At 68.0% G+C, this 20,023-nt stretch carries 18 protein-coding genes and 2 pseudogenes; 15 read left to right on the top strand and 5 right to left on the bottom strand.

The genetic code is table 11. The features are described from left to right. The first annotated feature begins 8 nt into the window (after positions 1-8). From M8R19_RS14310 to M8R19_RS14325, 4 genes are all read left to right on the top strand, one after another. Positions 9-494 carry a flavin reductase family protein gene (locus tag M8R19_RS14310; protein ID WP_009615031.1) on the top strand — a complete coding sequence of 162 codons (486 nt, stop codon included), beginning with the start codon at positions 9-11 and terminating at the stop codon, positions 492-494. 192 nt (positions 495-686) lie between these two features. Then, positions 687-1,076: a carboxymuconolactone decarboxylase family protein gene (locus tag M8R19_RS14315; protein WP_249918119.1), complete on the top strand. Its 390-nt coding sequence runs from the start codon at positions 687-689 to the stop codon at positions 1,074-1,076. A 41-nt stretch (positions 1,077-1,117) separates the two neighbouring features. Continuing rightward, positions 1,118-1,870: a GntR family transcriptional regulator gene (locus M8R19_RS14320; RefSeq protein ID WP_089391079.1), complete on the top strand. Its 753-nt coding sequence runs from the start codon at positions 1,118-1,120 to the stop codon at positions 1,868-1,870. A 4-nt stretch (positions 1,871-1,874) separates the two neighbouring features. Further along, a complete protein-coding gene (locus M8R19_RS14325) occupies positions 1,875-2,438 on the top strand; it encodes an NUDIX hydrolase (protein ID WP_074978065.1) in 564 nt (187 codons plus the stop codon). A gap of 318 nt (positions 2,439-2,756) precedes the next feature. Here M8R19_RS14325 and M8R19_RS14330 read toward each other — a convergent pair whose 3' ends face one another. Continuing rightward, complete coding sequence (locus M8R19_RS14330) at positions 2,757-3,050, bottom strand: DUF1330 domain-containing protein (protein ID WP_009615027.1); 294 nt, start codon at positions 3,048-3,050, stop codon at positions 2,757-2,759. Positions 3,051-3,127: 77 nt separating this feature from the next. On the opposite strand from M8R19_RS14330, the gene ribBA reads away from it, so the two are divergent. From ribBA to M8R19_RS14355, 5 genes are all read left to right on the top strand, one after another. After that, a complete protein-coding gene (ribBA, locus tag M8R19_RS14335; RefSeq protein WP_249918120.1) occupies positions 3,128-4,258 on the top strand; it encodes a bifunctional 3,4-dihydroxy-2-butanone-4-phosphate synthase/GTP cyclohydrolase II in 1,131 nt (376 codons plus the stop codon). Between the two features lie 351 nt (positions 4,259-4,609). Continuing rightward, the gene (locus M8R19_RS14340; RefSeq protein WP_249918121.1) at positions 4,610-5,635 is read left to right on the top strand and encodes an ABC transporter substrate-binding protein; all 1,026 of its coding nucleotides are present in this window, start codon (positions 4,610-4,612) and stop codon (positions 5,633-5,635) included. After that, complete coding sequence (locus M8R19_RS14345; RefSeq protein WP_116424685.1) at positions 5,620-6,567, top strand: ABC transporter permease; 948 nt, start codon at positions 5,620-5,622, stop codon at positions 6,565-6,567. Before M8R19_RS14340 ends, M8R19_RS14345 begins: the two co-directional genes overlap by 16 nt. Positions 6,568-6,573: 6 nt before the next feature. After that, complete coding sequence (locus M8R19_RS14350; RefSeq protein ID WP_043316323.1) at positions 6,574-7,383, top strand: ABC transporter permease; 810 nt, start codon at positions 6,574-6,576, stop codon at positions 7,381-7,383. Between the two features lie 17 nt (positions 7,384-7,400). Further along, positions 7,401-8,540 (top strand): ABC transporter ATP-binding protein, encoded by a 1,140-nt coding sequence (locus M8R19_RS14355; protein WP_249918122.1) that lies wholly within the window; start codon positions 7,401-7,403, stop codon positions 8,538-8,540. A gap of 726 nt (positions 8,541-9,266) precedes the next feature. On the opposite strand, the gene M8R19_RS14360 is transcribed toward M8R19_RS14355, so the two are convergent. Then, entirely contained in the window at positions 9,267-10,673 is a 1,407-nt protein-coding gene (locus tag M8R19_RS14360; RefSeq protein ID WP_249918123.1) for a purine-cytosine permease family protein, read from the bottom strand. A 565-nt stretch (positions 10,674-11,238) separates the two neighbouring features. On the opposite strand from M8R19_RS14360, the gene M8R19_RS14365 reads away from it, so the two are divergent. Then, positions 11,239-11,724, top strand: coding sequence for a flavin reductase family protein (locus tag M8R19_RS14365; protein ID WP_074978078.1), 486 nt, complete (start codon positions 11,239-11,241; stop codon positions 11,722-11,724). 538 nt (positions 11,725-12,262) lie between these two features. On the opposite strand, the gene M8R19_RS33435 is transcribed toward M8R19_RS14365, so the two are convergent. Together M8R19_RS33435 and M8R19_RS33440 are read right to left on the bottom strand one after the other, a co-directional pair. Further along, on the bottom strand, positions 12,263-12,991 hold the full coding sequence (locus M8R19_RS33435) for a methyl-accepting chemotaxis protein (protein ID WP_370686638.1): 729 nt from the start codon (positions 12,989-12,991) through the stop codon (positions 12,263-12,265). A 129-nt stretch (positions 12,992-13,120) separates the two neighbouring features. Continuing rightward, a pseudogene (locus tag M8R19_RS33440) lies at positions 13,121-14,437 on the bottom strand (cache domain-containing protein); the annotation flags it as partial. Between M8R19_RS33440 and M8R19_RS14375 the strand changes: the two are divergent. From M8R19_RS14375 to M8R19_RS14395, 5 genes and pseudogenes are all read left to right on the top strand, one after another. Further along, complete coding sequence (locus tag M8R19_RS14375) at positions 14,412-15,455, top strand: LLM class flavin-dependent oxidoreductase (protein ID WP_249918125.1); 1,044 nt, start codon at positions 14,412-14,414, stop codon at positions 15,453-15,455. The pseudogene M8R19_RS33440 and the gene M8R19_RS14375 overlap by 26 nt on opposite strands. A gap of 136 nt (positions 15,456-15,591) precedes the next feature. Further along, positions 15,592-15,774, top strand: a pseudogene (locus M8R19_RS14380) (helix-turn-helix transcriptional regulator); the annotation flags it as partial. 280 nt (positions 15,775-16,054) lie between these two features. Beyond that, entirely contained in the window at positions 16,055-16,615 is a 561-nt protein-coding gene (gene msuE, locus M8R19_RS14385) for an FMN reductase (protein ID WP_069862595.1), read from the top strand. A gap of 11 nt (positions 16,616-16,626) precedes the next feature. Continuing rightward, entirely contained in the window at positions 16,627-17,814 is a 1,188-nt protein-coding gene (locus M8R19_RS14390; protein ID WP_074978086.1) for an acyl-CoA dehydrogenase family protein, read from the top strand. Between the two features lie 9 nt (positions 17,815-17,823). Continuing rightward, positions 17,824-18,951: a sigma-54 interaction domain-containing protein gene (locus tag M8R19_RS14395; protein WP_043269709.1), complete on the top strand. Its 1,128-nt coding sequence runs from the start codon at positions 17,824-17,826 to the stop codon at positions 18,949-18,951. 6 nt (positions 18,952-18,957) lie between these two features. On the opposite strand, the gene M8R19_RS14400 is transcribed toward M8R19_RS14395, so the two are convergent. Beyond that, positions 18,958-20,001 carry a methionine ABC transporter ATP-binding protein gene (locus M8R19_RS14400; RefSeq protein ID WP_249918126.1) on the bottom strand — a complete coding sequence of 348 codons (1,044 nt, stop codon included), beginning with the start codon at positions 19,999-20,001 and terminating at the stop codon, positions 18,958-18,960. Positions 20,002-20,023 lie beyond the last annotated feature (22 nt).

Raw genomic sequence — 20,023 nt, forward strand, 5'->3', positions numbered from 1 at the left:
AACAGACCATGATCGAACCCGGAATCTACAAGGAAGTCATGGGCTCCTTCCCCTCGGGGGTGACCGTGGTCACCACCCTGGACGCCGAGGGCGGCATCGTCGGCATCACCGCCAGCGCCTTCAGCGCGCTGTCCATCGAGCCGGCGCTGGTGCTGTTCTGCCCCAACTACGCCTCGGACACCTACCCGATCCTGCGCGACAGCAAGCAGTTCGCCATCCACCTGCTGTGCGCCGACCAGCAGGCCGAGGCCTACGCCTTCGCCGGTAAAGGCAAGGACAAGGCCAAGGGCATCGACTGGCACCTGAGCGAACTGGGCAACCCGCTGCTGGCCAAGGCCACGGCGATCATCGAGTGCGAGCTGTGGCGCGAGTACGACGGCGGCGACCACGCGATCATCGTCGGCGCGGTGAAGAACCTGATCCTGCCCGAGCAGGCGGTGACGCCCATGGTCTACCACCGCGGCAAGCTCGGCGCCCTGCCGCAGCTGGCCTGATCGTCCCGTCCTCGTGGGAGCGAGCAAGCTCGCTCCTACAGGTACAGGAGAAACACTGACGCAGGATGGCGTTGAGCGAAGCGATACCCATCACCACGGCCGCATGGGTTTCGCAAGCCCGACCCATCCTACGAGAAGCCCCTCGGAGCAGCCGGCAGACAGTTGCTCCTACATGAAAATCAGGAGCATGCGATGAGCAACGAGAAGTACGACAAGGGCCTGGCGATCCGCACCCAGGTGCTGGGCGAGGCCTACGTGAACAAGTCGCTGGCCGCGGCCGACGACTTCGGCAAGCCGCTGCAGGAGCTGGTCACCGAGTACTGCTGGGGCCACGTCTGGGGCCGCGAGGGTTTGTCGCTGAAAGAACGCAGCATGATAAACTTGGCGATGATTTCGGCCCTCAACCGGCCGCACGAACTGAAGCTGCACATCCGCGGCGCCCTGCGCAACGGGCTCAGCCGCGAGCAGATCCGCGAAATCCTGCTCCAGGTCGGCATCTACTGCGGCGTTCCGGCGGCGGTCGACAGCTTCCGCCTGGCCCGCGAGGCCTTCGCCGAGGCCGATGCCGAGACCCAGGGCTAGGCCGCTTCACCCTACGGACAGCCATTACCAGAGCGGACCACATGAAACGCTTGCCCCTCGACGATAGCTTCAAGGTCAACCGCAACCCCGTGACCCTGCGCGAGATTGTGCTGGACAAGCTGCGCGGCGCCATCCTCAACTTCCAGCTGCTGCCCGGCGACCGCCTGGTCGAGCGCGACCTCTGCGACCGCCTGGGCGTCAGCCGCACCTCGGTGCGCGAGGCCCTGCGCCACCTGGAGTCCGAGGGGCTGGTGGAGTTCGCCGACGCCAAGGGCCCGCGGGTGGCCATCATCACCCTGGAAGACGCCTGCGACATCTACGAGCTGCGCTGCGTGCTCGAAGGGATGATCGTCCAGCTGTTCACCCTCAACGCCAAGGCCAAGGACATCCGCGCCCTGGAACGCGCCCTCGAGGAGAACCGCAAGGCCCTGGAGGAAGGCGACCTGCAGCAGGTGCTGGATTCGGTGCAGGGCTTCTACGACGTGCTGCTGGAGGGCTCGGGCAACCGCATCGCCGCCACCCAGCTGCGCCAGCTGCAGGCGCGCATCAGCTACCTGCGCGCCACTTCGGTGTCCCAGGCCAACCGCCGCGGGGCGAGCAACCAGGAGATGGAGAAGATTGTCGCGGCGATCAAGAGCGGCGATCCGGCGGCCGCGCACCAGGCCTCGGTGGACCACGTGCGCGCGGCGGCCAAGGTGGCGCTGGACTACCTGAAGTCCAAGCAGGAAGAGGGTGGCAAGGTCCGCGAGATCGCCACCCCCATCGTCCTCAAAGAACCGCGCATAGGCCGCTGACGCCATGCCCGCCCCGCGCTTCTGCCCGCAGTGCGGTGGTGACCGGATGCAACGCCGCCAGCCGCCGGGGGACACCCACGAGCGGCTGTTGTGCGGCGCCTGCGGCTACATCCACTACGAGAACCCCAAGGTCATCGCCGGCTGCATCATCGAGCGCGACGGCCTCTACCTGCTGTGCCAGCGCGCCATCCCGCCGCGCCCCGGCACCTGGACGCTGCCGGCCGGCTTCATGGAAAGCGGCGAGACCACCGAGCAGGCGGCCCTGCGCGAGGTCTGGGAAGAGAGCGGCGTGCGCGCCGAAATCCTCTCGCCCTACTCCATCTTCAGCGTGCCGAAGATCAGCGAGGTCTACATCATCTTCCGCGCCCAGGCGCTGGAGATCGCCGACGCCTACGGGCCGGAGACGCTGGACCGGCGCTTCTTCGCGCCCGAGGACATTCCCTGGGAACAGATCTACTACCCGGCGATCCGGCAGATTCTCGAACGCTACATCGAGGAGCGGCAGGCGGGGGTGTATGGGATCTACATGGGGAATGACGATAGCGGGAAGATTCATTTCATTCGCTGATTGCGCTTTCTGCTTTTCGTAGGAGCGAGCTTGCTCGCGAACGGTGCTTGCCGGGGATTTGGGCGCTGGGATTGAGAGCGCCCTCTCCCTAACCCTCTCCCTGAAGGGAGAGGGGACCGTTCAGAGTGTTCGGGTGTTTCGGCGTTAGCCGGCTAGCACAGAGACTACCGACTGAAACCACTCCTCCTCTCGGCACGGACTAGCCCCCTCTCCCTTCAGGGAGAGGGCTGGGGAGAGGGTTGCGGAGTCAATCCAGCACACCAGAGCCACCGGGAAACTCCGTTCGCGAGCAAGCTCGCTCCTACGAAAACCCCACCCTCAGGGCTCGACGCCCTCGACAATGATCACCTCCGCCCTCGCCGCCCCCTGCCGCTGCGCCCACGCCTCCTGGTACTCCTTCGACCGGTAGCACGCCACGGCCTGCTCATAGGAATCGAACTCAATCACCACGCTGCGCTGCGGCGTCGGGCGGCCTTCGAGGGCTTCGGAGCGGCCGCCGCGGGCGAGGATGCGGCCGCCGTACAGGGCGAAGGCCGCTGGCGCGCGGCGTGTGTATTGGCTGTACTGCTCGGGGTCTGTGACGTCCACGTGGGCGATCCAGTAGGCCTTCATGGCAACCTCTTGGCGATGGATATTTTGTGTATGATGGTATACCAGAATTTTCTGACTGCCACACCCCGGAGCCGGTCATGCCGTTCAATACCACCGAAGAAATCATCGAGGACTTCCGCCAGGGCCGCATGGTGCTGCTGGTGGACGACGAGGACCGCGAGAACGAGGGCGACCTGCTGCTGGCCGCCGAGTTCTGCACGCCCGACGCCATCAACTTCATGGCCCGCGAGGCGCGCGGGCTGATCTGCCTGACCCTCACCGAGGAACACTGCCAGCGCCTGGGGCTGGAACAGATGGTGCCGAACAACGGCAGCCCCTACTCCACCGCCTTCACCGTCTCCATCGAGGCGGCCACCGGGGTGACCACCGGCATCTCCGCCGCCGACCGCGCGCGCACCGTGCAGGCTGCCGTGGCGCCGGGCGCCAGCGCCGAGGACATCGTCCAGCCCGGGCACATCTTCCCGCTGCGCGCCCGCGAGGGCGGCGTGCTCACCCGCGCCGGGCACACCGAGGCCGGTTGCGACCTGGCGCGCCTGGCCGGGCTGACGCCGGCGGCGGTGATAGTCGAGGTGATGAACGACGACGGCAGCATGGCCCGCCGCCCCGAGCTGGAAGCCTTCGCCGCGCAGCACGGGATCAAGATCGGCACCATCGCCGACCTCATCCACTACCGCCTGAGCACCGAGCACACCGTGCGGCGCATCGGCGAGCGCGAGCTGCCCACGGTGCACGGCAGCTTCCGCCTGGTGACCTTCGAGGACCGCATCGAGGGCGGCGTGCACATGGCCATGGTGATGGGCGAGATCGACCCCGCCGAGCCGACCCTGGTGCGCGTGCACGTCATCGACCCGCTGCGCGACCTGGTCGGCGCCGAGTACGCCGGGCCGCCCAACTGGACGCTGTGGGCGGCGCTGCAACGGGTGGCCGAGGAAGGCCGCGGCGTGGTGGTGGTGCTGGCCAACCACGAGTCGTCCCAGGCGCTGCTGGAGCGCGTGCCGCAACTCACCCAACCGAGCCGGCCGTTCACCCGCTCGCAGTCGCGCATCTATTCGGAGATCGGCACCGGCGCGCAGATCCTCCAGGACCTGGGCGTAAGCCAGCTGCGCCACCTCGGCCCGCCGCTGAAATACGCCGGCCTCACCGGCTATGGCCTGGAAGTGGTGGAAAGCCTGCCCTTCGACGACTGGAAGCCGGCAACCGAGGCCTGACCACCGGTCGGCCGATACTGGCCGCCGGCCAGCTTGCCGGCGCCCGGACATGTGGATAAAGGCTAGAAAAATCAGTTGATTGCCGTCATCGGGCGGCAGCCGAAAAGCCGCCAGGGACGGCGCCAAGCGGCAATCCACGGGGCCTGGAACGGGGAGGAGACTTGCAGAAAGTTTGGAATACCATAATATGACATTCCGTAGGCCGACGATTGTCTCGGCGCCCCCGAACACGGGACAGCCTGAACAACGCTCCGGACAAGGCCGACCCTGACAGGCCCAGATGGCCACTGCTCCTGATGGGCAGGCACAGACCGCCTGCCCGCGCACAAACACAACAACGAGGGCATGTACATGGTGTTCAAGAAACGTGCAGTCGCGGCGACTCTCGCCGCCATCCTGGGCCTGGCCGGCACCGCCGCCAGCGCCGCCGACGCGATCAGCTTCGTCAGCTGGGGCGGCACCACCCAGGACGCCCAGAAGCAGGCCTGGGCCGAGCCCTTCAGCCAGGCCAGCGGCGTCCGCGTGGTGCAGGACGGCCCCACCGACTACGGCAAGCTCAAGGCCATGGTCGAAAGCGGCAACGTGCAGTGGGACGTGGTGGACGTGGAGGCGGACTTCGCCCTGCGCGCCGCCGCCGAAGGCCTGCTGGAGCCGCTGGACTTCAACGTGGTCAAGCGCGACCGCATCGACCCGCGCTTCGTCTCCGACCACGGCGTCGGCTCCTTCTACTTCTCCTTCGTGCTCGGCTACAACCAGGGCAAGGTCGGCGGCAACGCCCCGCAGGACTGGACCGCGCTGTTCGACACCAAGACCTACCCGGGCAAGCGCGCCCTGTACAAGTGGCCGAGCCCCGGCGTGTTGGAGCTGGCCCTGCTGGCCGACGGCGTACCCGCCGACAAGCTCTACCCGCTGGACCTGGACCGCGCCTTCAAGAAGCTCGACAGCATCAAGAAGGACATCGTCTGGTGGGGCGGCGGCGCCCAGTCCCAGCAACTGCTGGCCTCCGGCGAGGCGACCATGGGGCAGTTCTGGAACGGCCGCATCTACGCCCTGCAACAGGACGGCGCGCCGGTGGGCGTGAGCTGGAAGCAGAACCTGGTCATGGCCGACTTCCTCGTGGTGCCCAAGGGCTCGAAGAACAAGGACGCGGCCATGAAGTTCCTCGCCGAGGCCTCCAGCGCCAAGGGCCAGGCCGACTTCGCCAACCTCACCGCCTACGCCCCGGTGAACCTCGACAGCGTCGGCCAGCTCAAGGGCGACCTCGCTCCCAACCTGCCGACCGCCTACGCTAAGGATCAGATCACCCTCGACTACGCGTACTGGGCCAAGAACGGCCCGGCCATCGCGGCACGGTGGAACGAATGGCTGGTCAAGTGAAAATGACGGCCGTTCCCCACGGCCGCTCCACTCCCGTCGACGGCGCCGCGCGCGCCGCCGACGCGGTGCAAACGAGGTCGCCGATGAAGCCGCAAGGCGTGTCGCCCTGGCGCGGTTCGGCCAAGCTGCTGCCGGCTCTGCTGTTCCTCGGCCTGTTCTTCCTCGCCCCGCTAGTGGGGCTGCTGCTGCGCGGCGTGCTCGAGCCCACCCCGGGCCTGGACAACTACGCCCAGCTGTTCGCCAACTCGGCCTACACCCGGGTGCTGTTCAACACCTTCGCGGTCGGCGCGCTGGTCACCCTGATCAGCCTGCTGCTGGGCTTCCCCCTGGCCTGGGCGATCACCCTGGTGCCACGCGGCTGGGGCCGCTGGCTGCTGAACATCGTGCTGCTGTCGATGTGGACCAGCCTGCTCGCCCGCACCTACTCCTGGCTGGTGCTGCTGCAGGCCTCGGGGGTGATCAACAAGGTGCTGATGGCCCTGGGCATCATCGACCAGCCGCTGGAACTGGTGCACAACCTCACCGGCGTGGTGATCGGCATGAGCTACATCATGATCCCGTTCATCGTCCTGCCGCTGCAGGCGACCATGGCGGCCATCGACCCCATGGTGCTGCAGGCCGGCTCGATCTGCGGCGCCAGCCCCTGGAGCAACTTCTTCAAGGTGTTCCTGCCGCTGTGCCGGCCGGGGCTGTTCTCCGGCGGGCTGATGGTGTTCGTCATGTCCCTGGGCTACTACGTGACCCCGGCGCTACTGGGCGGCGCACAGAACATGATGCTGCCGGAATTCATCGTCCAGCAGGTGCAGTCCTTCCTCAACTGGGGCCTGGCCAGCGCCGCCGCGGCGTTGCTGATCCTGATCACCCTGGTGCTGTTCTACGTCTACCTGAAAGTGCAGCCGGAATCCCCGGTCGGCGCCAGTAACGCGAGGTAAGCCGCCATGCTGCTCTCCCCCAATGCCATGGGCCCGCGCCTGCGCGGCGGGCTGTACCTCACCACCGGCCTGATCGCCGCCTTCCTGCTGCTGCCGATCGTGTTCATCGTGCTGCTGTCGTTCGGCTCCTCGCAGTGGCTGGTGTTCCCGCCGCCGGGCTGGACGCTGAAGTGGTATGTCCAGTTCTTCGCCAACCCCGAGTGGATGGACGCGGCCCTGGCCAGCCTCAAGGTCGCGGTGCTGACCACCATCTGCGCGGTGGCCCTGGGCCTGCCCACCGCCTTCGCCCTGGTGCGCGGCAAATTCCCCGGCCGCGAGCTGCTCTACGGCCTGTTCACCCTGCCGATGATCGTGCCGCTGGTGATCATCGCCGTGGCGGTGTACGCGCTGTTCCTCAAGCTGGGCTACACCGGCACGCTGTTCGCCTTCGTGGTCAGCCACGTGATAGTCGCCCTGCCCTTCACCATCATCTCGATCATCAACTCGCTGAAGCTGTTCGACCAGTCCACCGAGGACGCCGCGGTGATCTGCGGCGCCTCGCGCCTGCAGGCGGTGTTCAAGGTGACCTTCCCGGCCATCCGCCCGGGCATGGTCGCCGGCGGCCTGTTCGCCTTCCTGGTGTCCTGGGACGAGGTGGTGCTCAGCGTGATGATGGCCAGCCCGACCCTGCAGACCCTGCCGGTGAAGATGTGGACCACCCTGCGCCAGGACCTGACCCCGGTGATCGCCGTCGCCTCGACGCTGCTGATCGGCCTGTCGGTCCTGGTGATGCTCGCCGCCGCGCTGCTGCGCCGGCGCAATGAAGTCAGCGCCTGAGCGCGAGGAGTCAGACAATGAGTGCCGTCATTCAAGAAACCGCGCAGGGCGGGACCCTGGTCAGCCTGCGCAACCTGAACAAGCACTACGGCGACTTCACCGCCGTGGACAACATCAACCTCGACATCCGCGACGGGGAATTCCTCACCTTCCTCGGCTCCAGCGGCTCGGGCAAGAGCACCACGCTGTCGATGCTGGCCGGCTTCGAGACGCCCAGCAGCGGCGAAATCCTGGTGGAAGGCAAGTCGCTGGTGAACGTGCCGCCGCACAAGCGCGACATCGGCATGGTGTTCCAGCGCTACTCGCTGTTCCCGCACCTGTCGGTGCGCGACAACATCGGCTTCCCGCTGGACATCCGCAAGCAGAAGGGCGACGCCCGCGAGCGCCGCGTCGACGCCATGCTCAAGCTGGTGCAGTTGGAGAAATTCGCCCAGCGCCGCCCGGCGCAGCTTTCCGGCGGCCAGCAGCAGCGCGTGGCCATCGCCCGCGCGCTGGTCTACGAGCCGCGCATCCTGCTGATGGACGAACCCCTGGGCGCGCTGGACAAGAAGCTGCGCGAAGACCTGCAGGACGAACTGCGCCACCTGCACCGCCGGCTGGGCATCACCATCGTCTACGTCACCCACGACCAGGAAGAGGCGATGCGCCTGTCCCAGCGCATCGCCATCTTCAGCCACGGCAAGATCGTCGGCCTGGGCAGCGGCTACGACCTCTACCAGAACCCGCCGAACACCTTCGTCGCCTCCTTCCTCGGCAACTCCAACTTCCTCCGCGTGCAGGCCCAGGGCAATGCCGCGGCGCGCTTCGAGAGCGCCAGCCTGGCCATCCGCCCCACCGGCGGCCTGCGCGAAGGCCAGGACCTGGTGTTGATGATCCGCCCGGAAAAGGCCCTGGCCCTGAGCGCCGAACAGGCCGCCGCGCAGCCCCTGCAGGCCGGCTGGAACGAAGTGGGCGCGACCGTGCAGGAAGTGGTGTTCCTCGGCGAAAGCCAGACCTGCAGCGTGACCACCGTGGGCGGCACCCAGCTGACCCTCAAGGCCCTCTCCGGCGGCCAGCCGCTGCACCCGGGCAGCCCGGTGCGCGTGCGCTGGGCCGCGGCCGACGCCTGCGTCTACAGCCAGTGGAACGAAAGCGACCTGGTGAAGGGCGCGCACTGACCCTTTGAAGTCCCTTGCGCCCCCGACCGTTGTGGCGGCCGGGGGCTTTTTTTTGCCTGCGCCCCCCACCCGCGCCACATTTCCCCGTAGGAGCGGACTCCGTCCGCGATAGCCGGAACCACCGGCGCGTTTCGCGGATAAGATCCGCTCCTACGCCGCCCCACCCACGCCATTCCCTGCGCGCGAAATCGCGGGCAGGGCCCGCTCCTACAGATTGCCGGGAGGCACGGCATTCCTCCCCCGTAGGAGCGGACCTTGTCCGCGATAGCCGAAACCACCGGCGCGTTTCGCGGATAAGATCTGCTCCTACGCTCCCCACCCACACCATTCCCTACGCGCGAAATCGCGGGCAGGGCCCGCTCCTACAGATTGCCGGGCGGCACGGAATTCCTCCCCCGTAGGAGCGGACCTTGTCCGCGATAGCCGAAACCACCGGCGCGCCTCGCGGATAAGATCCGCTCCTACGCTGCCCCACCCCCGCCATTCCCATGCAGGAGCGCGCCCTGCGCGCGAATCGCGGGCAGGGCCCGCTCCTACAGGCGAACCGCATGGCACGGCGTTTGTTCGCGAGCAAGCTCGCTCCTACGAAGGGCACCTCGGCGCAGTTACAGGTTGACGCCAAGTCTCCCGTCCATGCCTGCCCGCCAATCCCACGCCCTTTCCCGCAGACGAAAAAAAGCCCCGCCAGAGCTGCTCTCGGGGCGGGGCGGAGAGTGGGACGAGAAATCAGTCGGCCAGGCCCAGGCGGCCCTGCTGCAGGCTTTCGCGGACCCGGCCGCGGGTGGCCAGGCAGTAGTACAGCGGGCAGGTCACCAGCAGGCCGGCCAGCCAGGACAGGTCGGCGCCTTCCAGGTAGTTGGCGTAGGGCCCGACGTAGAGCGCGGTGTTGGCGAACGGCAACTGCACCAGGATGCCGATGGCGTAGGCGATGATCGCGTGCGGATTGAAGCGCCCGTAGATGCCGCCGTCGGCGCGGAAGATCGAGGCGATGTCGTAGCGCCCGCGCTTGACCAGGTAGAAGTCGATCAGGTTGATGCAGGCCCAGGGCACCAGGACCAGCAGCAGGGTGAGGATCAGCCCGATGAACTGCGAGATGAAGTTCGCCGAAGCGCTCAGCGCCACCAGGCAGCTACCGGCCAGCACCACCGAGGACAGCGCCACGCGCAGGCGCACGCTGGGCGTCCAGGCGGCGGCGAAGGTCTGGATCGAGGTGACGATGGAAAGCACCGCGCCGTACAGGTTCAGCGCGTTGTGGCTGATGATGTTGAGCAGGAACAGCACCATCAGCGCCGGGCCGAACACGCCGGTGGCCTGCTTCACCGCGGCCATGGCCTCGGTGCCTTCGGGCGTGGCCAGCACCGCCACCGCGCCGAAGCTGAACGACAGGCTGGTGCCCAGCACCGCGCCGAAGAAGGTGGCGAAGAACGGCTTGGCGATGCCGACGCTGGCCGGCAGGTAGCGCGAGTAGTCCGAGGTGTAGGGCGAGAAGCTGACCTGCCAGATGATGCCCAGGCACAGGGTGGCGACGAAGCCGGAGAGGTTGAAGCCGCCACGGCTGAAGAAGTCCGCCGGCAGTTGCTGGCAGAAAATCCACACGAAGCCCACCAGCAGCGCGCCGCCCATCACCCAGGTGCCGATGCGGTTGAGGGTGTGGATGAAGCGGTAGCCGATCACGCCGATGGCGGTGGCGCCCAGGGCGCCGAGCAGGATGCCCGCCGGCAGCGGCACGGCCGGGGCGATGCTGTGGATGGATTCGCCGGCCAGGACGATGTTGGAGATGAAGAAGCCCAGGTAGATCAGCGCGGTGAAGAATACGATCAGCAGCGCGCCGTAGCGGCCGAACTGGCCGCGGCTCTGCACCATCTGCGGAATGCCCAGCTGCGGCCCCTGGGCCGAGGCCAGGGCGATGCCGACGCCGCCGAGCATGTGCCCGAGGAAGATCGCCACCAGCCCCCAGAGCAGGTCCAGGTGGTAGACCTGGACCACCATGGCGCCGGTCACCACCGGCAGCGGCGCGATATTGGTGCTGAACCACAGGGTGAACAGGTCGCGCGCACGGCCATGGCGCTCGGCCGGGGGCACGTAGTCGACGGTGTGGTTCTCGATGAGCGGGGTGGACTCGGTATGGGACATCTTCTGGCTCGCTGCGGATGGCCGGGCGCGAGCGCGGATCGGCCGGCCGGGCGGCCGACGTCGATCCACTGCGGGCGCGGACAGTCGGGAATCGGGGTTGCAGGAATCAGGCCGCGGACGGCCTGGCGCAGGACCGGTGGTCCAGGGGCGGGTGCAACCTCGGGGAATCATCGAGCCAGGCCCGGTCGGGGGCGCGGCGGGGGAACATCATGGACAGCATCTTCTTGTCTTCTTTGTACGAAAGCCACGTATGAAATTTGCCTTCGGCAGCAAGCCCCGGAAAGGGCTGGCAGGCATGCTTAGGCGAACACCATATTATGGTATTCCAAGATTCCGGCAAGCCCCTCCCCCGCCAACGGCTCCGACCATGGTCTATCCTGGCATCCCTCCCGGCACCCCGCCGAAGCCTTAGAGCCCAGTCCACATGCGGATTCCAGCCACGAGCGCGACGTTCGTCGGCAACCGACTGGCGGTCATCCAGGGGCTTGAACTTTCAATAATACGGTATACCATCAGACGAAAATAATTCCTCCACCGCCAGCCCCCGTGGCAGCAGGTAACCGCAATGATCAACGCCAACCTCTACAAGCAAGTCATGGGCTCCTTCCCCTCCGGCGTGACCGTGATCACCACCCTGGACGAGGACGGCCAGCTGGTGGGCCTGACCGCCAGCGCCTTCAGCTCGCTGTCGATGGACCCGGCGCTGGTGCTGTTCTGCCCCAACTACACCTCCGACTCCTACCCGGTGCTGATCCGCCGCAAGCAGTTCGCCATCCACCTGCTCTCCGCCGAGCAGCAGCGCGAGGCCTACAGCTTTGCCAAGAAGGGCAAGGACAAGGCCCTGGGCATCGACTGGCAGCTGAGCGAGCTGGGCAATCCGCTGTTGGAGGGCGCGACTGCGGTGATCGAGTGCGAGCTGTGGCGTGAGTATGAGGGTGGGGATCACGCGATCATGGTCGGCGCGGTGAAGAACCTGGTGGTGCCGGAGCAGCGGGTGCAGCCGATGGTTTATTGCCGTGGGAAGATGGGGGCGTTGCCGGCTTTGGCGTGACGCCGATTGCCAGCGAGCTTGCTCGCGAACGGTGTTTCCCGGGGCGTAGGTGCTGGGTTCAAGAGCGCCCTCTCCCCAACCCTCTCCCGCAAGCGGGAGAGGGGGCTGTCCTGAGCGGCGTGTCGGTCAGGCGCCATCCTTCCAATTCGTCATTCCCGCGAACGCGGAAACCCAGGGGCTTGGGGGCTTGGCGTAGCGCGCCGCACCGAGTTTATTGATGTTTCTTGTTTCGCCCCCTCGGGCGAGCCCCCTTTTGTCAAACAACTCCCTCGCCTACGTTCCTGCAGCCTATCGGGGCTCTCGCGGCATCCATGCCGCATGACCTCCTGAGCGCCGGTTTCGCTCGGCCTTCTGAAGGGGCGTTCCGGTGCGCTCGGCTATTTCTCTGGAAATCCAAATCGCGGACAGAGTCCGCTCCTACGGTTACAGGGGAGCTCGGGCGTAGGAGCGGACTTTGTCCGCGATTGGACTCACCGGCCACACCGGACACCCCGGTGGCACGAACAGCCCGGTGGCACGAACAGCCCCACCACCTCGATCAGGTCCTGAACCGCGACACCAACCGATTCAACTCCTCCGACAGCCCATTCAACGTCTGCGCATCCCCCCGCGTGGCCTCCGCCAGCCCTGCCACTTCCTGGGCGTCGCGGTGGATCTGGGCGATGTGCCGGTTGATCTCTTCCGCCACCTGGTGCTGTTCCTCCGCCGCCGTGGCGATCTGCGCGTTCATGTCGCGGATCACGTCCACCGACTCGCGGATGGCGCCGAAGCAGGCGCGGGCCTCGCGGATGGAGCCGACGGTGCGCTGCGAGGCTTCCAGGCTGGATTGCATCTGCCGGCCGGTGTCGTGGGTGCGGCGGGCCAGGTTGCCCAGCAGCGCGTCGATCTCGCCGGTGGATTCGGCGGTGCGCCGTGCCAGCGCGCGGACCTCGTCGGCCACCACGGCGAAGCCGCGGCCCTGGTCGCCGGCGCGGGCCGCTTCGATGGCGGCGTTGAGCGCCAGCAGGTTGGTCTGCTCGGCGATGGAGCGGATGGTGCCGAGGATCGACTGGATGTCGTTGCTGTCCTGCTCCAGCTGGCGCATGGCGCTGGCCGAGCCGGCGATTTCCTCGCTCAGGCGGCCGACGCTGTCCACCGCCTCGTCGATCTGCTGCTGGCCGTCGTGGGCCTGGCGCTGGCCGCTGTCGGCGGAAGTCGCCGCCTGGCTGCAGGAGCGCGCCACCTCGTTGGCGGTCATGACCATCTCGTTGAACGCCGTGGACACCATGTCCACCGCCTCGCGCTGGCGCGCCGCGGCCTCGGCCAGGGCCTGGGAGGTGCCGCTGGCGCTGCCGGCGCTCTGGTGGATGCCGGAGGCGGCCTGGCCGATGTGCTGCACCAGGCGGCGGATGGCCTCGAGGAACTGGTTGAACCAGCCGGCCAGCTGCGCCGTCTCGTCGCGGCCACGCACCGCCAGGCGCCCGGTCAGGTCGCCGTCGCCCTGGGCGATGCCTTCCAGGCCATCGGCCACCGCGCGCACCGGCCGCACCACCAGGCCGGCGAACACGGCGCCCACGCCGGCGAAGCCCAGCGCTATCACCGCGGCAATCAGGCCGACCAGCCAGGTCAGGCGCGTCGCCCCGGCCATCACCTCGCTTTCCTTGATCAGGCCGACGAAACGCCAGCCCAGGCCCTCCGACGGCCAGACGTTGGCCAGGTAGCGCTCGCCGTCGATCTCCACCTCCACCAGGCCCTTGTCGGCGCTGGCCAGGCTGGCGTAGCCGGCGCCCAGCTCGCCGAGCTTCTTGAAGTTGTGCTCCGGCTGGTGCGGGTCGACCAGCACGGTGCCATCGCCTTCCATCAGCATCAGGTAGCCGCTGTCGCCCAGGCGGATGCCCTTGACGATGTCGGTCAGGCGCTTGAGCGAGACGTCGATGTTGACCACCCCGCCCTGCTCGCCGAGGCGGTTGGCGAAGGTGCGCACGCTGCTGACCAGCACCACCTTGTCCGCCGCCCAGTAGTAGGCGTGGGTGCGCAGGGTGCGGCCCGGCTGGGCCATGGCCGCCTGGTACCAGGGACGGCTGCGCGGATCGTAGCTGGCCAGCTTGTCGTCGCCCGGCCAGAAGGCGTAGCCGCCGTCGCGGGTGCCCAGGGACACGTAGGCGTAGTCCGGGTGGCTGTGGGCCAGGCCGGCGAACAGGTCGAACACCTGGCGGTCCAGCGCCCCGACCGGGTGCTGCGCGGCGTCGGCGCCGATGTACTGCTTGAGGCTGCCGTCGATGGCCTGCAGCTGCGGGTGCGCGGCCAGGTACTCGACGTTCTGGGCGATGCCGTCGAAGAACAGCTGCATGGCGTTCTCCACCTGGCGGATCTCCCGGCTGCTGCTGTCGATGAAGCCTTCCCGCGCCTCGCCGCGCAGGTTGAAGATCACCAGCACGGCGACCAGCAGCACCGGCAGGCTGGCAATGGCGGCGAAGGCCAGGATCAGTTTCTGTTTGAGGTTCATCCTTAACTCCTTGGGGTGGCGCCGGGCAGAAACGCCTTGCAGATATTCCGTATTATGGTATACCAATAAACCACGGACACCCAGCACGTTTGTGGCCAATCGCCATGACCGCGCCCATTCCCCGAAGCAGCGGTGCGCGCAGGCGCATCCCATCCGCCGGCCCGCCCAGCGCCGGATACAAAAAAGGTTCGAGGTAAGCGATATGAAATTTTCCCTGTTCGTGCACATGGAGCGCTACGACGAGCAAACCAGCCACCGCCAGCTGTTCGAGGAACTCACCGAGCTGACGCTGATGGCCGAGGCCGGCGGCTTCAGCACCGTGTGGATCGGCGAGCACCACGCCATGGAATACACCATCTCGCCCAGCCCCATGCCGCTGCTGGCCTACCTGGCCGCCCGCACCGAAACCATCCGCCTGGGCGCCGGCACCATCATCGCGCCCTTCTGGCACCCCATCCGCGTGGCCGGCGAATGCGCCCTGCTCGACGTGATCAGCAACGGCCGCATGGAAGTGGGCCTGGCCCGCGGCGCCTACCAGTACGAGTTCGACCGCATGGCCAACGGCATGCCGGCCACCGAGGGCGGCAAGTACCTGCGCGAGATGGTCCCGGTGGTGCGCGCGCTGTGGCAGGGCGACGTGGCCCACGACGGCGAGATCTGGAAGTTCCCCACCGCCACCTCCTCGCCGCGGCCGATCCAGAAGCCCACCCCGCCGATGTGGATCGCCGCGCGCGACCCGGACTCGCACAACTTCGCCGTGGCCAACGGCTGCAACGTGATGGTCACCCCGCTGATGAAGGGCGACGAGGAAGTAGTCGACCTGAAGAACAAGTTCGAGGCGGCCCTGGCCAACAACCCCGGCGTGCCGCGCCCGCAACTGATGGTGCTGCGCCACACCCACGTGCACAGCGCCGACGACCCGGAAGGCTGGAAGGTTGGCGCGCAGGCCATCTCGCGCTTCTACCGCACCTTCGACGCCTGGTTCGGCAACAAGCAGGTCCCGGTCAACGGCCTGCTGCCGCCCAGCCCCGAGGAGAAGTTCAAGGAGCGCCCGGAGTTCGAGCTGGAGAACATCCGCAGGAACACCATGATCGGCACCCCCGAGGAAATCATCGCGCGCATCCGCCACTACCAGGAACTGGGCGTAGACGAGTTCAGCTTCTGGGCCGACAACAGCCTGCCCTACGAGCAGAAGAAGAAGTCCCTGGAACTGTTCATCAAGCACGTGGTGCCGGCCTTCCGCTGAGCACCCGCCCAGGCTTCGCAACGACAACGCCGGTCAGTTTCCTGACCGGCGTTGTGCATTCAGGCCCGGCTCACCAGGAACCGGCTCGCGCCGCGCGGCGGCCCTGGGCGCACACCGCCAGGGCGGCCAGCGCCGCCCCATGGCGGTGATCAACGCGCGCCTGGTGCTGGAGGCCAAGCGCGAGCTGGCCCACTCGCGCCAGAGCATCAAGGCCATCGCCCACGACCTGGGCTTCTCCGACGTCGGCTACTTCAGCCGCTTCTTCCGCAAGCACACGCAGTTGTCGCCCAGCGAGTTCCGCGGCCAGGGCGCCGCCTGACGCGGCCTGCAACCCTTATATTCAATTAAAGAATAATAAAATCTGAATTTATTCTTTTTTACCTCAACCTCGATTCCTCTATAACTGCGCAGGAATCGACGGCCGCTCCACTGTTGCACTGCCAACAGTTGCCCAGCAGCAACTAGCCGCCAGCCAACAGTTCGCCCAGCAACACTTGATGAATACCCATACCAATCAATGACTTGAGTCCTGGCACAGGTCTTGCGAAACCCGACCTGAACCCGCCCTGCCGGCAGGGCAACAGCACAGGAAACCGAACATGACTGCCCCCTTGAAAGTGGTCGCCGTATCCGGCGGCGCCTATCGCCCCTCGCGCACCCTGGTCCTCACCGAGGCCATCCTCGCCGAGATCGGCCGCCACCTGGACGCCGAGGTCCAGCTCATCGAGCTGGCCGACATCGCCCGCCCGGTGGGCGGCGCCCTGAGCCGCGCCGAGCTGCCGGAGGCAGTGGAGGCACAGCTGCGCGCCATCGAGGGCGCCGACCTGCTGCTGGTGGCCTCGCCGGTGTACCGCGGCTCCTACCCCGGGCAGCTCAAGCACCTGTTCGACCTGATCGGCCAGGACGCCCTGATCGGCACCCCGGTGCTGCTCGCCGCCACCGGCGGCAGCCAGCGCCACGCGCTGGTCATCGATCACCAGCTGCGCCCGCTGTTCAGCTTCTTCCAGTCGCTGACCCTGCCCCTGGGCGTGTATGCCAGCGAGGCCGACTTCAAGGACTACCGCATCAGCTGCGAACTGCTCCAGGCGCGCATCCGCCTGGCCGTGGAGCGCGCCCTGCCGCTATTCGGCGACCACCGCGCGCTGCGCCGCATCGCCTGAGGAGCCGCCCGATGAATTCGCCGGCACAAGCCTCCATCCTCAGCCCGCTGCAACTGGCCCGCCAGCTGGCGGCGGAATTCGCCGAAAGCGCCGTCGAGCGCGACCGGCTCGGCGGCACGCCGAAGGCCGAGCGCGACGCCCTGCGCCGCAGCGGCCTGCTCGGCCTGGTCATACCCAAACAGTACGGCGGCCTGGGTGCCAGCTGGAGCGAGGCCCTGGAAGTGACCCGCGAGTTCGCCCGCGTCGACAGCTCCATCGCCCACGTGTTCGGCTTCCAGCACCTGATGCTGGCCACCGTGCGCCTGTTCGCCCGCCCCGAGCAATGGCAGCCGTGGTTCGAGCAGACCGCGCGCAAGCACTGGTTCTGGGGCAACGCCCTGAACCCGCTGGACACCCGCACCGTGGTGAAGAAGTTCGACGGCTGGCGCGAGTTCTCCGGCAAGAAGAGCTTCTGCTCCGGCGCCAGCGACTCGGAAATGCTCATCGCCTCGGCGGTGGACGAAAGCGCCGGCGGCAAGCTGCTGATCGCCGCTATCCCCAGCGGCCGCACCGGCATCACCCTGCACGGCGACTGGGACAACATGGGCCAGCGCCAGACCGACAGCGGCAGCGCCACCTTCGAACGGGTGCGCGTGGAGGAATCCGAGCTGCTGCTGGACCCGGGCCCGCTGAGCACGCCCTTCGCCTGCCTGCGCCCGCTGATCGCCCAGCTGCTGTTCGCCAACCTGTTCCTCGGCGTGGCCGAGGGCGCCTTCGAGGAGGCGCGGCAGTACAGCCTCAAGGAAAGCCGCCCGTGGTTCCGCTCCAGCGCCCGCAGCGTCGGCGAGGACCCGTACGTGCTGCGCCACTACGGCGAGTTCTGGGTCGGCCTGGAGAGCGTGCGCCTGCTGGTGCAGCGCGCCGCCGCGCTGCTGGACGAGGCCTGGCGCAAGGAACACGCCCTGGGCGCCGAGGAGCGCGCGCAGCTGGCGGTGGCCATCGCCACCGCCAAGGTCGCCGCCAGCCGCGCCGGCCTGGACATCTGCAACCGCCTGTTCGAGGTCACCGGCGCCCGCGCCACCCACGCCTCGCTGCGCCTGGACCGCTTCTGGCGCAACCTGCGCACCCAGTCCCTGCACGACCCGCTGGACTACAAGCTCCACGAGCTGGGGGACTGGGCGCTCAACGGTACGCGGCCGACACCCACCTTCTATTCCTGAGGCAGAGACATGCAACTGCTGACGCTACCCCCTTCCCCCGCACTGGCCACCTCGATCCGGGCGACCGCACAGGTCTTCGAAGACCCGAAATCGCAGGCGCTGCTCGCCCATCTGCAACAGGTCGCCCCCAGCGAGGCCAGCGTCCTGATCATCGGCGAAACCGGCACGGGCAAGGAGCTGGTGGCGCGGCACATCCACAACCTCAGTGGGCGGCGCAACGGGCCCTTCGTCGCGGTGAACTGCGGGGCCTTCTCCGAATCCCTGGTGGAGGCGGAGCTGTTCGGCCACGAGAAGGGCGCCTTCACCGGCGCCCTCAGCGCCAAGGCCGGCTGGTTCGAAGAGGCCGACGGCGGCACCCTGTTCCTCGACGAGATCGGCGACCTGCCGATGCCCATCCAGGTCAAGCTGCTGCGCGTGCTGCAGGAGCGCGAGGTGGTGCGCCTGGGCTCGCGCAAGAGCATCCCGATCAACGTGCGGGTGCTGGCGGCCACCAACGTGCAGCTGGAGCGGGCGATCAACGCCGGGCACTTCCGCGAGGACCTGTACTACCGCCTCAACGTCGTCACCCTGCAGTTGCACCCGCTGCGCGAGCGCCCCGGCGACATCCTGCCGCTGACCCGCCACTTCATCCGCAGCTACAGCGAGCGCCTGGGCTACGGCCAGGTGCAGCTCAGCGCCGAGGCCGAGCGCAAGCTGGTGGGCTACGGCTGGCCGGGCAACATCCGCGAGCTGGAGAACGTCATCCACCACAGCCTGCTGACCTGCCGCGACGGCCTGGTGCGCGAGGACGACCTGCGCCTGTCCAACCTGCGCCTGGAACGCCAGGAGGAAGCCCCCGCCGGCCATGCCGGCAGCCCCGCGGCCAATGGCGGCGAGTCCGCCGAGGAACTGCTGCAGCGCGCCTTCCGCCGGCTGTTCGAGGAATCCGCCGGGGCGCTCTACGAACGCGTCGAGGAAAGCCTGCTGCGCGCCGCCTACCGCTTCTGCCACCACAACCAGGTGCACACCGCCAACCTGCTGGGCCTGTCGCGCAACGTCACCCGCACGCGGCTGATCGCCATCGGCGAGCTGGTGGTGAACAAGCGCCGCGGCCCGGAGCAGGCGCTGGACAACCGCGTGGTGCGGCTGTCCATCTGAGTCCCGTCAGGCACTGCCCACCAGGCTGACCCGGTCGGCCAGCGCCTTCGCGCGCGCCACCACCGCCTCGCGCTCCGCCGCCGGCGCCGCCACGCGCAGCCGCAGGCTGCCCAGGGAGCGGCCCTGGATGCGCTCCAGGCTGGCCTGCACCAGGCGCACCTCGTAGCCCAGTTCGCGGCCGATGGCGGCCGGCTCCGGCTCGCGGGCGCTGGCGCCGCTGTAGTGCAGGTCCAGCAGCAGGCCCTCGCCCGCCGCTTCGCCGCCAATATCGTGATGCAGCGTGCCGAGCAGGCTGCGCGTCACTTCGTGGCGCGGGTCGCCGAACACTTCCCAGACCTCGCCCTGCTCCACCACCCGGCCGCGCTCCAGCACCACCACGCGGTCGCAGAGGTCGCGGATGACTTCCATCTCGTGGGTGATGAGGACGATGGTCAGGCCCAGGCGGCGGTTGATGTCGCGCAGCAGCGCGAGGATCGACTGGGTGCTTTCCGGGTCCAGCGCCGAGGTGGCTTCGTCGCACAGCAGCAGGTCCGGTTGCAGCACCAGCGCGCGGGCGATGCCGACGCGCTGCTTCTGCCCGCCGGAAAGCTGCGCCGGGTAGGCCTCGCGCTTGTCCGCCAGGCCCACCAGTTGCAGCAGTTCGGCCACCCGCCGCTCGCGCTCGGCGCGCGGCACGCCGGCCAGCACCAGGGGCAGCGCGACGTTGTCGCCGACGCTGCGCGAAGCCATCAGGTTGAAGTGCTGGAAGATCATCCCGGTGCGCCGGCGCAGTTGCGCCAGGCGCGCGTCGTCGAAGGCGCCGATGTCCTCGCCGTCGACCAGCACCTGGCCGGCGCTGGGCCGCTCCAGGCGGTTGAGCGAGCGCAGCAGCGAGGACTTGCCGGCGCCGCTGCGGCCGATGATGCCGAACACCTCGCCGCGGCGGATCTCCAGATCGATGCCGTGCAGCGCCTGCACTTCCCGGCCGCCGGCCAGGTAGTGCTTGGCCAGGCCGCGCAGGCGGATGTGGGTGGCAGCCGCCAGGGGCTGCGAATGGTTGAAGTTGACCATGGGTGCGTTCCTGCCGGGCGCG

The organism is Pseudomonas sp. R3.Fl (assembly GCF_023516765.1).
Classification (GTDB): domain Bacteria; phylum Pseudomonadota; class Gammaproteobacteria; order Pseudomonadales; family Pseudomonadaceae; genus Pseudomonas; species Pseudomonas citronellolis.